The organism is Synechococcus sp. HK01-R (assembly GCF_014217855.1).
Lineage (GTDB): Bacteria > Cyanobacteriota > Cyanobacteriia > PCC-6307 > Cyanobiaceae > Synechococcus_C.
Genome location: NZ_CP059059.1, coordinates 579,899 through 593,330, shown reverse-complemented (window position 1 = coordinate 593,330; position 13,432 = coordinate 579,899). Strand labels below are relative to the sequence as shown.

General features: G+C 61.3%; 13 protein-coding genes. 6 read left to right on the top strand and 7 right to left on the bottom strand.

The window, feature by feature from the left end:
* Positions 1 to 72 precede the first annotated feature (72 nt).
* The 5 genes from urtA to urtE all read left to right on the top strand — a co-directional run bounded on the left by urtA (position 73) and on the right by urtE (position 5,214).
* Positions 73 to 1,365, top strand: a complete 1,293-nt coding sequence (gene urtA, locus H0O21_RS03150) for an urea ABC transporter substrate-binding protein (RefSeq protein ID WP_185190354.1) — start codon at positions 73 to 75, stop codon at positions 1,363 to 1,365.
* Positions 1,366 to 1,468: 103 nt separating this feature from the next.
* Positions 1,469 to 2,623 (top strand): branched-chain amino acid ABC transporter permease, encoded by a 1,155-nt coding sequence (locus H0O21_RS03145; RefSeq protein ID WP_185190353.1) that lies wholly within the window; start codon positions 1,469 to 1,471, stop codon positions 2,621 to 2,623.
* A 4-nt stretch (positions 2,624 to 2,627) separates the two neighbouring features.
* The gene (urtC, locus tag H0O21_RS03140) at positions 2,628 to 3,755 is read left to right on the top strand and encodes an urea ABC transporter permease subunit UrtC (protein WP_131592292.1); all 1,128 of its coding nucleotides are present in this window, start codon (positions 2,628 to 2,630) and stop codon (positions 3,753 to 3,755) included.
* On the top strand, positions 3,752 to 4,507 hold the full coding sequence (gene urtD / locus H0O21_RS03135; RefSeq protein ID WP_185190352.1) for an urea ABC transporter ATP-binding protein UrtD: 756 nt from the start codon (positions 3,752 to 3,754) through the stop codon (positions 4,505 to 4,507). Before urtC ends, urtD begins: the two co-directional genes overlap by 4 nt.
* Complete coding sequence (gene urtE, locus H0O21_RS03130) at positions 4,504 to 5,214, top strand: urea ABC transporter ATP-binding subunit UrtE (RefSeq protein WP_131455052.1); 711 nt, start codon at positions 4,504 to 4,506, stop codon at positions 5,212 to 5,214. Before urtD ends, urtE begins: the two co-directional genes overlap by 4 nt.
* Before the next feature lie 3 nt (positions 5,215 to 5,217).
* Here the strand turns inward: urtE and H0O21_RS03125 are convergent, their stop codons facing one another.
* From H0O21_RS03125 to queC, 5 genes are all read right to left on the bottom strand, one after another.
* On the bottom strand, positions 5,218 to 5,940 hold the full coding sequence (locus tag H0O21_RS03125) for a carbonic anhydrase (protein WP_185190351.1): 723 nt from the start codon (positions 5,938 to 5,940) through the stop codon (positions 5,218 to 5,220).
* Between the two features lie 26 nt (positions 5,941 to 5,966).
* Positions 5,967 to 7,529: an APC family permease gene (locus H0O21_RS03120; protein ID WP_185190350.1), complete on the bottom strand. Its 1,563-nt coding sequence runs from the start codon at positions 7,527 to 7,529 to the stop codon at positions 5,967 to 5,969.
* Between the two features lie 123 nt (positions 7,530 to 7,652).
* On the bottom strand, positions 7,653 to 8,519 hold the full coding sequence (locus H0O21_RS03115; protein ID WP_185190349.1) for an aminotransferase class IV: 867 nt from the start codon (positions 8,517 to 8,519) through the stop codon (positions 7,653 to 7,655).
* Complete coding sequence (locus H0O21_RS03110) at positions 8,516 to 9,820, bottom strand: anthranilate synthase component I family protein (RefSeq protein WP_185190348.1); 1,305 nt, start codon at positions 9,818 to 9,820, stop codon at positions 8,516 to 8,518. Before H0O21_RS03110 ends, H0O21_RS03115 begins: the two co-directional genes overlap by 4 nt.
* A complete protein-coding gene (gene queC / locus H0O21_RS03105; RefSeq protein WP_185190347.1) occupies positions 9,814 to 10,512 on the bottom strand; it encodes a 7-cyano-7-deazaguanine synthase QueC in 699 nt (232 codons plus the stop codon). Before queC ends, H0O21_RS03110 begins: the two co-directional genes overlap by 7 nt.
* 111 nt (positions 10,513 to 10,623) lie before the next feature.
* Here queC and H0O21_RS03100 point away from each other — a divergent pair, with 111 nt between their 5' ends.
* The gene (locus tag H0O21_RS03100) at positions 10,624 to 11,097 is read left to right on the top strand and encodes an ecotin family protein (RefSeq protein ID WP_255441107.1); all 474 of its coding nucleotides are present in this window, start codon (positions 10,624 to 10,626) and stop codon (positions 11,095 to 11,097) included.
* Positions 11,098 to 11,110: 13 nt separating this feature from the next.
* On the opposite strand, the gene H0O21_RS03095 is transcribed toward H0O21_RS03100, so the two are convergent.
* Together H0O21_RS03095 and H0O21_RS03090 are read right to left on the bottom strand one after the other, a co-directional pair.
* Positions 11,111 to 11,719 carry a 7-carboxy-7-deazaguanine synthase QueE gene (locus H0O21_RS03095; RefSeq protein WP_185190345.1) on the bottom strand — a complete coding sequence of 203 codons (609 nt, stop codon included), beginning with the start codon at positions 11,717 to 11,719 and terminating at the stop codon, positions 11,111 to 11,113.
* On the bottom strand, positions 11,716 to 13,374 hold the full coding sequence (locus tag H0O21_RS03090; RefSeq protein ID WP_131455044.1) for a CTP synthase: 1,659 nt from the start codon (positions 13,372 to 13,374) through the stop codon (positions 11,716 to 11,718). The genes H0O21_RS03095 and H0O21_RS03090 overlap by 4 nt, the downstream gene beginning before the upstream one ends.
* Between the last annotated feature and the right edge of the window lie 58 nt (positions 13,375 to 13,432).

Here is a 13,432-nt window from a genome sequence, read left to right as displayed (position 1 = left end):
TACTGGAAGGAGTGCGTCTGGCTGGGACTGTCTTATGGCGCCTAGCGCAACAGTTATCACTGTCAACACACCATGTCTCAATCGTTGTCAAAACGCATTCTGATCAGCCTGGCGGCGACCTCGCTGGGCGTGGTAGTCACGGCCTGTGGCGGTGGTGATCAGGCCTCTAATGTTCAGTTCGACGACACGGTGAAGGTGGGCATCCTTCACTCCCTGACCGGCACCATGGCCATCTCTGAGTCCACCCTCGTGGATACCGAGAAAATGGCCATTGATGAGATCAATGCCGCTGGTGGTGTTGAGGTCGACGGCAAGAGATACAAGATTGAGTACATCGTCGAAGATGGAGCCTCGGATTGGCCCACCTTCGCTGAGAAGTCGAAAAAGCTGATCGATCAAGACAAGGTGCCCGTTGTCTTCGGTGGTTGGACCTCCGCGAGCCGCAAGGCGATGTTGCCGGTCTACGAATCGAAGAATGCCTTCCTTTTCTATCCGATTCAATACGAAGGTCAGGAGTGTTCTAAGAACATCTTCTATACCGGTGCCACTCCCAACCAGCAGTCTGAGCCGGCGACCTACTTCATGTTCAAGGACTCCCCTGCAGCAGGGAAGCCCTTCTTCCTCGTGGGTTCGGACTACGTCTTCCCCCGTACCTCCAACACGATTACCAAGGAGCAGCTGAAGTCGCTCGGTGGCAAGGTTGTTGGTGAGGACTATCTGCCCCTGGGTAATACCGAGGTGGCTCCAATTATTGCCAAGATCAAAAAGGCTCTTCCTGACGGTGGTGTCATCATCAACACCCTCAATGGCGACCAGAATGTTGCCTTCTTCAAGCAGATCCAGGACGCCGGCATCACGCCTGCCAATGGTTACTACGTGATGAGTTATTCGATTGCTGAAGAAGAGATCAGCACGATTGGACCTGAGTTCCTCGAAGGCCATTACGGTGCCTGGAACTACATGATGTCGATCGACACGCCGGCATCGAAGAAATTTGCGGCCGATTTCAAGGCCAAATATGGTGCCAATCGCGTGGTGGCTGACCCTCAGGAGTCGGCTTACAACATGGTCTATCTGTGGAAGAAGGCCGTTGAGAAGGCCGGCACATTTGATGATGACAAGGTGCGTGAGGCTCTGATTGGTATCAAGTTTGATGCTCCTCAGGGTCCAATTGAGGTGCGGCCTAACCACCACATCTCCCAGATTGTGCGTATTGGTGAGATCACCGCTGACGGTCAGTTCAAGATCGTCGAGCAGTCTGATAATCCGATCGATCCACAGACCTGGAACCAATTTGAGCCTTCTTCGAAGGGCTTTGCCTGCGATTGGAGTGATCCCAGCAAGGGCGAGAAGTACAAGCTCTGATCGCTTGACTCAGGCCGAACCCTGGTCTGAATGCTGTCCGGAGGAGTCCCATCTGGGGCTCCTCTTTCTGTGGTTTGTCTGATCGCTCATTTCATCAATTTCCGTGCAACTGCTTTTAGAAAGCCTGTTCAACGGGGTGGCCATTGGCTCGGTGCTGCTGGTGGCTGCTCTCGGATTGGCGATTGTGTTCGGCCTCATGGGTGTGATCAACCTCGCCCACGGCGAGCTGATCATGCTTGGGGCCTACACCACCTATGTGGTGCAGCTGATCTTTAAGCTGCCCGCGCTTCAACCCATTTACGACATCTACGTTCTTGTGGCGATTCCGCTGGCCTTCATCACCAGTGGTGTGGTGGGCATCCTTCTGGAACGCACCGTGATTCGCCGCCTCTACGGCAATCCCCTGGAAACACTGCTGGCCACCTGGGGCGTCAGCTTGATCCTGCAGCAGTTCGTGCGCAGCGTGCCCCTGGCTCAGGCCGCCGGTGTGGTGCTGGCCCTGGTGCTTGGTTTTTCATTGCCTCTGTTGTTACCTCAGCTTCTGCTGCAAGGCCCCCGAGCCCGTTGGATGCGTGCTGCCAGCTGGGGTGTTGCAGCTCTGGTTGGCGTGGTGTTTGCCAATGGATTGGCGTCTCAGGTCAGCCGGATCGCGCGTGCCACCTCTCGCAACGTGGATGTGACGGCGCCCAAATGGATGCGTGGTGGTCTTGAGTTCGCCGATCTGACCTTCCCTGTGCCTCGTCTGGTGATCATCGTGATCACGGTGGTGGCCGTGGTCGGCGTGACCTGGTTCCTCAATCGCAGCGTCTGGGGCATGCGTATCCGTGCTGTGACCCAGAACCGAGAGATGAGTGATTGCCTGGGTATCCCCACCAACACCGTCGACGTGCTCACCTTTGGCATTGGTTCCGGCTTGGCCGGGGTCGCTGGTGTGGCGGTGTCGTTGCTCGGTTCAGTCGGTCCGAATGTGGGGACGTCCTACATCGTGGGCTGCTTCATGGTCGTGGTGCTTGGCGGAGTTGGCAATCTGCTGGGCACGGTGATCGCCTCCTTCTCCATCGGCTTGCTGACCGACCTCATCGGTGCCGGGCGGCTGCTTTCGATCTGGCCCGGTATGCCTGCCCCCTTGGAGGGAGCGGTGAAGTTCTTCGCCACCACGAGCATGGCTCAGGTGATGGTCTTCGCTCTGATCGTGGTGTTCCTGCAGTTCCGTCCAGCGGGTCTCTTCCCGCAGAAGGGACGCATGGTGGAGGCCTGAGCTCATGATTCAAGTCTTTCAACAGCGCCGTTGGCCCCTGGTGCTCCTTTGGGTGCTGATCGTTGCCGCGGTCGTGGCGGCACCAGCGGTGCTTCCTGTGTTTCGGCTCAATCTTTTGGGTCGGTTCCTTTCCCTGGCGATCGTGGCCCTCGGCATTGATCTGATCTGGGGTTTTACCGGATTGCTCAGCCTCGGGCAGGGCATTTTCTTCGCTCTCGGTGGCTATGCGGCGGCGATGTATCTCCAGCTCAATAGCTCTGCCAGCCATCCCAACGGCATCCCTGAGTTCTTCAGCCTTTACGGCGTGGATCGGCTGCCCTTGTTCTGGGAACCCTTCCACAATCCTCTGTTCACGTTGATTGCCATCTGGCTAGTGCCGGCATTGCTGGCTGCGCTGCTCGGCAACATGGTGTTTCGCAACCGCATCAAGGGGGTCTACTTCTCGATCCTGACCCAGGCGGCCTTGCTGGTGTTTTTCAATTTTTTCAATGGCCAACAGAAGCTGATCAACGGCACCAACGGTCTCAAAACCGATGTGACCAAGCTGTTCGGACAGATGGTTGGTTCACCTGAGATGCAGCGTTGGTTCTTTTGGATCACCGCTGTGATCGTGATCTTGGCCTGGCTGTTTGTGCGCTGGGTGGTGCGTGGTCGTTTCGGCGATGTGTTGATCGCGATCCGTGATGACGAGCCGCGGCTTCGCTTCACCGGCTTTAACCCCACCCTGTTCAAGACGATTGTGTTTGCGATTGCCGGAGGCCTTGCGGGCATTGGCGGTGCCCTCTTCACGGTGCAGTCGGGGATCGTTTCGCCCCAGTACATGGCGGTGCCCTTTTCAATCGAAATGGTGATCTGGGTCGCCGTCGGAGGGCGTGGCACGTTGGTTGGTGCCATTCTCGGCGCCGTCTCGATCATGTACGCCAAAAGCCTGGTGAGCGAGGCGATGCCACAGAGCTGGCTGTTTATTCAAGGCGGACTGTTCATTTTGGTGGTCACGGCACTGCCGGAAGGTGTGATCGGTTGGTTCCGCACAGATGGCCCTCGCAATCTGCTGTCCCGCCTGGGTTTGGGTCGTCGAATCGCCACCTACCCCCAACTGGAAATCGACGGTCAGGAGGAGGTGCAGCCATGAGTGCTCCCCTTTTGGAGTTACGCCAGATCACAGTCAGCTTTGACGGCTTCTTAGCCCTACGCGATCTCAATCTCAGTCTCCAGCCTGGTGAACTGAGGGCGGTGATTGGTCCCAATGGGGCTGGCAAGACCACCTTTTTGGATGTGATCACTGGCAAGACCACTCCCACCGAAGGGGATGTGGTGTTTAAGGGGCGCTCCCTGGTGGGAACCAAAGAGCACCGCATCGCTCGACTCGGCATCGGCCGCAAATTTCAGAGTCCGCGGGTGTTTGAGAAGCTCAGCGTCCAGGAGAACTTGGCGCTGGCGGTCAGCAGGCCCAAGCAGCCATGGTCACTGTTGTTCGGCGGTTTGAATGCCACGCAGCGCGATCAGGTGCATCAGCTGATGAGCATCGTGAATCTGCATCACCGGGCTGACTGGCTTGCAGGCGCTCTCTCCCATGGTCAGAAACAGTGGCTGGAGATTGCGATGTTGGTGGGTCAGGATCCTGATCTTCTCCTGGTCGACGAGCCGGTGGCAGGACTCACCGATGAGGAGACGGATCTCACCGCCGATTTGCTCAAGTCGTTGGCGGGGGATCACACCGTGCTGGTGATTGAGCACGACATGGAGTTCATCCGGCGCTTGGAGAGCCCAGTGACGGTGTTGCACCAGGGTCATGTGCTCTGTGAGGGAACGATGGATCAGGTGCAGGCTGATCCGCGTGTGATTGAGGTGTATCTCGGAACCACGGAGGAGCAGAACGGATGACGGAACTTCTGGAAATCCGCGGGTTGAACACCTATTACGGCGAGAGCCATATCCTGCGGGACGTGGACCTCACCGTGAAATCTGGTGAGATGGTTTGTCTGATCGGCCGTAACGGTGTGGGTAAGACCACGCTTCTCAAGTCGTTGATCGGTCTGTTGCGACCACGCCGCGGAGAGATTGTCTTCAACGGTGATGGGCTCGACCGTCAGGCTCCTTATCAGAGGGCAAGGGCTGGGGTCGGCTATGTGCCCCAGGGGCGAGAAATCATTCCCCAGCTGACCGTTGAGGACAACCTGATGCTGGGGATGGAAGCGCTCCCAGGTGGGCTCGGACGCCACCGGCGCATCGATCCGTTTGTGTATGAGCTCTTCCCCATCTTGCGGGAGTTTCTGCCCCGCAAGGGTGGTGACCTCAGCGGTGGCCAGCAGCAGCAGCTGGCCATTGCCCGGGCACTGCTTGGCAAGCCCAAATTGCTGCTCCTCGATGAACCCACCGAGGGCATTCAGCCCAACATCGTGCAGGACATTGAAGCTGCTGTTCGTCGCATTATTGCCGAGACCGGCATTGGTGTGCTGCTGGTGGAGCAGCACCTCCATTTTGTCCGGCAAGCCGATCGCTATTACGCGATGCAGCGGGGGGGGATTGTGGCGAGCGGTCCGACCGCCGAACTCAGTCAGGCGGTCGTGGATCGCTTTTTGAGTGTGTGATCGTCAGACCATCGTCACCTTGCCAGAGCCAATGTCGAAGTAGCCGACCACGATCTGCAATGTGCCGTTGTCGACGGCGTCTTTGATCACCTCGCTGCGGGCGGTGAGCTGCTTGGCGGCGTAACTGGCATTGGCTTTGGTCGCCGCTTCCAGATCTTGCCCTGGTTGGATGGCCGCTCGAATCGGCTTCACCAGTTCCGTCAGCAGCGGAGTGGGGAGTTCGTCGCCTTGCGCAGCCTTGACAGCGCCGCAGGCGCTATGGCCCATCACCATGATCAAGGGCGTTTTCAGGGCCAGAACGCCGAACTCCATGGAAGCGATTGCATCATCGAACGCGGTGTTGCCAGCGCTGCGAATCACAAACAGATCAGCAGGAGCAGCATCAAAGATCCATTCCGGGGCCACGCGTGAATCTGCGCAGGTGAGGACGGTGGCCCAGGGTGCTTGGCCTTGTGCCATCACCTTGGCTGGCAGAAAGCAGTGCCCGCTCCAGAGTGCAGCCATTTGTTGGGAGCGCTCGTTGGTGCTATCAGCTTGATCGGCTTGCTGCCAGGCCGCAGAGAATCGGTTGTTGCCCGTGATCAGTGCTTCGAGTGGATCGGCGGGTCGGCAGTTGAGCAGGTCCTCCTCTGGCACGGCCCAGGTGGGTGTGTTCCATCCCAGCAGACCGACACAGCTGAGACCGGCCCCCAGCAGAAAGCAACGACGATCCAGGTGCACGTCCATGCGACAGCTGCTGTCAGTCTTGGCTATCAGCCGGTTGGGTCTCCTGCTCCTAAGCCAGTGAGGGCGTGGGGGGAGACCTGCGGCAGCGCGTTCTTCACCGCCAGGGGCAGCACCACGAGGGCAAGGACCGTAAGCAGCAGTAGGTGGAGGCCGGTTGGCAGGGCGAAGGGTTGTCCTTCGCTGAACAGTTCCATGTCCAGCAGCAGCAGACCCAGATAGAGGATCCACCAAAGACCGGCGCGGGCATCGATTGGCTGGCGTTGCCGCCAGCGGTTGGCGACATAGATCAGTGTGGGGATCAGGATCACCACCACGGCTCCCTCCAGGGCTGGACGGCCGCACCAGCTGGTGGCCCAGGTGGCCATCACGAAGGCGATGCTGCAGAGCAACCGCGCCTGGGGGATGCGGAACCGGCGGGGTTCATTCGGGAGCTGCCGCCTCAGGCTCAGCAAGCTCACCGGGCCCATCGCCAGGGCGATCACCAGGGTGGAGGTGAGGAAACTCACCACCGTCTGCCAGCTCGGACCGATCCAGAGCAGCGCGGAGCCGATCACGAGGCTGCTGATTAATGCCCAGTGGGGAACGCCACGGTTGTTGAGACGTCCGAGCCCTTTCGGTAGAAGGCCGCATTCACCCATCATCCAGCTCACCCGTGCCGACACCCCAACGAAGGTGAGGGCCGTGGCTCCCGGTGAGATCACAGCGTCGATCAGCAGCAGGGTGGCCACCCAGCCCAGGCCGAGGCCAAGGGCAAGGGCCACCATCGGCCCACCATGGGCGCTGAGAGTGAGGCGTGACCAGCCTCCGGCGAGGTCTGCAGGAGGCACGCTCACCAGGAAGGCCAGCTGGAGGATCAAGTAAATCCCCAGACAGAGACCCAGGCCCAATCCCATCGCTAGGGGCACGTCTCTCTGCGGGCTGCGTGCTTCCCCGGCGAGATCCATGGCGGTGCGGAATCCCAGCAGGCTGAACAGGATGCCACCACTGCCGATCGCGTCCACGAGGGCACCCTGTCCCATGGGGACCCGAATGCCGAGGTTGCCCCAATGGCCTGCCAGAAGCATCAGGGTCACTGAAACCAGCACCGGCACGATCAGTTTCCAGATCGTGAGGCTGTCGATCCATTGGGCCAGTCGGTTGACTCCAGCGAGATTGATCCAGGTAAAGAACACCAGCAGTGCAACAGCCAGCAGCTGACCGGCACCGGTGAGCAGTTGCTGGCCACCCTCGTCGTGGGTGAGCCAGGGCAGGCTGCTGGCCAGGTACTGCAGCAGGGCCAGAACCTCGATGGTGGGTAGGGAGACGTAAGAGATCCAGGCGCTCCAGCCGCCGATAAAGCCGGAGAGCCGCCCATGGCTGAGCAGCGGGATCTGGGCTAGGGCGCCTGAGCTGTTGACGAGTGCTCCCAGCTCGGCGAACACCAGGGCCAGCACGAAGGCCATGGCTCCACCGACAACCCAGGCCAGCAGGCTCGCTGGCCCGGCGCTACGGGCTGAGAAGTAAGGCGCGAACAACCACCCAGACCCGATCGTGCTGCTGACCACGGCCAGGGTGAGGGTGCTGATCCCCAGATCGCGTTTCAGTTCCATCGGCTTGCGCCTCTTTGTTGCAGCATCACCACAGCACGGCGCTCCCGCCACAGATTGATTGATGGCACGATTCGGTGTTGATTCGGTAGCTATTCGGTAACGTCCACGTCTCTTTTGCTCGACTCAGTCCAGCAGGTTGCTCCAGAGTGCCTGGGCGCTGGCCGCATTGACGTTCAGGGGTTGGTCGTCGACCTGCGCCAGCGGCCTGCATCCAAGGCTGTTGATCAGGAGCCACTGATCCCCTGGTTGCGGTTGTGTGCCGAGTGGTTCCTCGTTGGCGTTGGGCAGGGTCAGGGTGCGGGCTCGCATGATGCCTGGCAGACAGCCGCTGCTCAGAGGCGGGGTGATCCAGGTGCCTTGGCGAAGGACCAGCAGGTTGGCGGTACTGCCGCAGCAAAGATCCCCTTTGCTGCTCAGCAGCAGGGCATCGTCGGCGCCGTGGGTCCGTGCTTCTCGTCGGGCTTGAATCGCTTGGCCATAGGCGAAGGTTTTGCAACGGCTCAGCTGGCTTGTGGCATTGCGGTGTTCATGGCGACTGATCCAGCAACGGACCGGGGAGAAACTCGGGGTGTGATGCTGCAACGTCAACCAAAAGCGATGCTGGCTTGGATCGGTGGCTGCGGTTGGAAGCTCGATCCCGCGGCCATCGCCATCGCCTCGGCTCCAGTTCAAGCGCAGGGCGCCGCTGCTTTCATTCCCTTCCCCGCCTAGACCGCAGCGGTCGATTGCTTCGCTGATCAGGCCTTTCAGCCAATCCGCTTCAGGGGGAGGGGCCATGGCCAGCAGCGCCGCACTCGTCTGCCAGCGCTGGAGATGGTCCTCCAGCAGCCGCGGTTTTCCCGCCTGCACCAGCACGGTCTCAAACAGACCGTCTGCCAGCAGCAGGCCTCGGTCGCTGAGGGGTATCCCCAGCTCCTTTGCAGAACCCCAACGGCCGTTGCACCAGCTGATCGACTCAGGCTTGGAGTTCTGCGTGGACTGGTTGCTCATCCCAGGGCCTCCAGCAGTGGCAGCAGTTTCCAGTCCAGTTCGTCCGCTTCTGCTTCGGGTTGCGAGTCGGTGACGATCCCGCAGCCTGCATGCAGGCGCAGTTGGTTGTTTTGCCGCAGCACCGTGCGGATGAGGATATTGCTGTCGAAACGGCCGTTCCAGTCGATGCGCAACAGGGAGCCGCAGTAGGGCCCCCTCCCGACTGGCTCAAGCTCCTGCAAGCGTTGGCAGGCCCGCAGCTTTGGGGCACCGCTGATTGATCCCCCCGGCCAGCTCGCCTCCAGCAGCTCCACCCAAGTCGCGCCCTCCCGGAGCTGAGCGGTGATCACCGACGTGAGGTGATGCACCTGTGCGTAGCTTTCAAGGCCCACCAATTGAGGCACCTGCACCGAACCCGTTTGGCAGACCCGTCCCAGGTCGTTGCGCAAGAGGTCGACGATCATCACGTTCTCCGCTCGGTCCTTCCCGCTGCAGATCAGTTCGGCCGCCAGATCAGCGTCCCGCTCCGGATCTGGATCGCGGGGCCGGGTGCCTTTGATTGGCCTGGTTTCCACCCGACCGTCGGGCTCCACCGAGAGGAACCGCTCCGGTGATGTGGAAAGCAGTGCCTCCCCTGCCGCCTCTCCCGCCGCCACGATCAGTCCGCCGAACGGTGCCGGACAGCGTTGGCGTAGGCGCCTGTAGAGCTGCAGATTGCTGATGGGCTCGAGCAGCTTGCAGCTGCTGCAGGCGGTGAGGTTGGCCTGGAAAAGATCCCCGGCGGCGATCAGCTCCCGGATCCGCTCCACACCGACCACAAAGCCATCCCGGTCCGTGTGACGGTGCCAGGGGCTGTGGCGTGGTGCTGGAGCCTCGGGGGTCGCAGGGTGATCCGGGAGATTGCTCAGCCAGCGCAGCATTGCCGCATGGCGAGCTGGATCCATGCCTTCCAGCCAGAGTTCCTGCCGCTGGAGATCGAAACGCAGCACTGGGTCATGCCGGGCGATCCAGAGGCTCGCCATCGAGTCGGCTTTCCAGGGGTTGCCTGACTCCAGCCACGCGGCTGCGTCATAACTGAGCCAGCCGCTCCAGTGGCCGGGGCCCAGGCTGCGGAGGGCGGTGAAGGGATTGGCTGCATCAGCGTCACTGGGCAGCCCTCTGCAGCAGACCTGCTCGATTGGATCGACCGCCAGGGTGACCCAACGACCCAGATCGCTGCCATCGCCATCCAGCCAGATCAGGCCGTCTTCCCCATGGTCAGCCGCTAAGGCCGTCGCAATCCACGACGGCTCTCGCCAGGGGCAGGCGTCACGGATCAACACGGCTGGATGCCGCCTGGAGCGCAAGGGCTGCAGAGATCCGGCCGCCCGGCGCTTCTCAGAGCCTCATCACGAATGCGGCAGCTGTCGCAGACACCGCACGGTTCGGCACCACCGCTGTAGCAGCTCCAGGTCTGCTCAATGGGCACCCCCAACCTCAGCGCCTCCTCCACGATCCGCTGTTTGCTCCATTCCACCAGCGGTGCCCAGAGTCGTGGACCCCGGCCTTCCCGCCCAGCCCGACTGCTCAGATTGGCCAGGGTTTGAAAAGCGGCCAGATAGTCGGGTCGGCAGTCGGGATAACCGGAGTAATCAATGGCATTGACCCCCAGCACCAGTCGTTCTGCACCCCGTGCCTCCGCGAGGCTGAGGCCGATCGCAATGAAGACGGTGTTTCGCCCAGGCACATAGGTGGAGGGGATCACCCCGTCTTGAACGCCATCACTGGGAATCGTGAGTTGCGCATCGGTGAGGGATGACCCCCCCCAGCTGGCGAGATTGACCGCGATGGTGAGGTGTTCCGCCAGCCCCAGGGTGCTTGCCAGTCGACTGGCGGCCTCCAGTTCACGGCGATGGCGCTGGCCGTAGTCGAAGGAGAGGCCGATCACCCTTTGCCCGGCTTCGATGGCCAGGGCGGCGGCGGTGGCGGAATCAAGCCCTCCGGATAGGAGGGCAATCGCGATGGAATCGGTCATGCTTGGCATTCTGTTGCCGCAAGGGTCATGGCCAGGCGTTGCTTCCACGCATCAAGCGCAAAGCGTGGGGGTTTGCAGGGTCTGGCCCTGCTGGCTGCTGCAGCGGCAGCCATGGCACCGGCTGCACAGGCGATTCCCCGTTTGGATCTCAGCGGATATCCCGCACCGGCGCCGGGGCTGCAGCGTTGGGTGATTCAGCCCTCTGGTCTGCTGCCGAAGAGTCCAGACGCTCTCATCTCCAGGAATCCTCTGGACTGGCGTGTGCAGTTGATCGTGGGTCAGGAGGTGGCAAAGGATTGCAACCTCAAGCGACTCAGCGGCCCAGGCCTGAGCCTGCGTCGTCTGCCTCAGGCATCCGGCAGGGCTCTTTTCGAGCTGAAGGGTCCGGTGGTGGTGATGAGCACCCGTAAGGCCTGCCCGCCGGATCAGACATCAGGGCGTTCTTTCCTCGCCCTTGGCAAACAGCCTTTTCTTGTGCCCTACAACGCCTCTTGGCCGATTGTGGTGGATCTGCCCAAGGGCACCGAACTGCGCTGGCGGATTTGGAAGGCGGAAACCCGTCAGCAGGACGCCGTAAAGCTTTGAGCGGGATTTTGAATCAGCGCACTCCAAGCCACTTGTGGCTCTGGAGGCTGAGTCGCCAGCGGCTATGGCTGCGGGCCTGATCCACGGCTAGCTGCTGGCCTTCGCTGCTCTCCCATCCCGGCTGAATCAGCCAGTGGGCCTGGGGTGCTTGGGCTGACACCACCTCGGCAAACAGCAGATCTGCCGGTTCGTGCACGATCACCTTCAGTTCATGGCAGTGGCTCAGCAGCTCCGGTCGTGGTGGACGGTGACGCTTGGGTGAGAGGGTGATCCAGTCGGGGGAGCCACTTAGAGGATCCACGCCGCTGGTTTCCAGGTGAACTGGCAGGGTGCAGGCGCTCCGGATGGCTGCCGTCAAGGCATCGAGATTGTGATGGAGAGGTTCTCCTCCGGTGATGACGGCAAACGCAGCGCCATCACGGGCTGCACTGGCTGCTTCCCTGGCGAGAGACTCCACGCTCCTCGATGGGTGCGAGTCGGCAGGCCAGGAGTGTTTGGTGTCGCACCAGGCGCAGCCCACCGTGCAGCCCCCGAGCCGGATGAAAAAAGCACTGCGGCCGGCATGGAGCCCTTCCCCCTGCAGGGAATGGAAAGTTTCCACCACCGATAGCTGCTGGCTCAAGGGCTGGTGTTGGCGCTGACTTGCTCAGCCTGACGCAGCGCTTCGCTGGGGCTGGAGGGCAGCCGCTGCTGTGCCGCTTCAATCAGTCCCCTGAACAAGGGATGGGGCTGGCCCGGTCGGGACAGGAACTCAGGGTGGTACTGGCAAGCGGTGAAGAAGGGGTGGCCGGGAAGTTCGATCAGTTCCACCAGTCGTCCATCCGGCGAGGTTCCACTGATCGTGTATCCCGACTCCAGGAAGAGGCTCCGATAGGAGTTGTTGAACTCGTAGCGGTGACGGTGACGCTCGTAGACCACTTCGGCTCCGTAGAGGCTGGCGGCCATCGTTCCCGGAGCCAGACGGCAGGGGTAAACGCCCAGACGCATGGTGCCGCCCAGGTCGACCACATCCTGCTGCTCGGGTAGGAGGTGGATCACGGGATGGGTCGTACCCGGTTCCAGTTCGGCACTGGTGGCGCCGATGAGTCCCGCCTGATTGCGAGCCCACTCGATCACGGCGCACTGCATGCCAAGGCAAAGCCCCAGGAAGGGGACTCGCTGTTCCCGGGCCCAGCGGATCGCTGCCACCTTCCCGTCGACGCCACGGTTGCCAAAGCCTCCGGGCACCACCACCGCATCCATGCCGCCCAGCAGGGCATCGGCTCCGCGATTTTCGATCTCCTCGGCACAGACCCAATGCAGATCGAGGGATGCATCCTGGGCAAGGCAGGCGTGGCGCAGGGCCTCCACCACCGACAGGTAGGCATCGTTCAGCTGCACGTATTTGCCCACCAAGGCCACCTTTACGGCGGGCCCTGGATTGCGCAGCTTGTGCACGAGCTGGGCCCAACCGGCCATGTCGCTCTCGTGATCATTGAGCTGCAGCACATCGAGAACTTCCCGGCAAAGGCCCTGCTCCTCCAGGGTCAGGGGCACGGCATAGATGCTGTCGGCATCCAGCGATGGGATCACCGCCCGTTGGGGAACACCGCAGAAGCCTCCGATTTTGCGCCTGAGTTCATCGCTGATCTCCCGGTCACTGCGGCACACCAGAACATCGGGTTGGATGCCGATGGAGCGCAGCTCCTTCACGGAGTGCTGGGTGGGTTTGGTCTTCAGTTCACCTGAGGTGCCGATGTAAGGCAGCAGGGTCACATGGATGTAGGCCAGGTCGTGGCGACCTACATCGCCGCGGAACTCGCGGATGGCTTCCAGAAATGGCAGGGATTCGATGTCACCGACGGTTCCGCCGATCTCGGTGATCACCACGTCAGCGCCGCTATTGGAGGCCACGCGATGGATCCGCTCGCGGATCTCGCCGGTGATGTGGGGAATCACCTGAACGGTTCCGCCGTTGTAATCACCCCGACGCTCCTTGTTGATCACCGACTGGTAAATCGAACCAGTGGTCACGCTGTTCAGGCGTGACATCGCCGTGTCGGTGAAGCGTTCGTAATGGCCGAGGTCGAGGTCGGTTTCGGCGCCGTCTTCCGTGACGAAGACCTCACCGTGCTGGAACGGGCTCATCGTGCCCGGGTCCACGTTGAGATAAGGATCCAGCTTCAGGATCGAAACGTTGTAGCCACGGGATTTGAGCAGCCGACCGAGGCTGGCGGCCACGATCCCCTTGCCGATGCTGGAGACCACTCCACCGGTGACGAAGACGAATTTGGCCATGACCCCCCAGGCGACTCTTCAATGTACCGAGCGCCCCAAGGGGAATGGATCCCAGTGA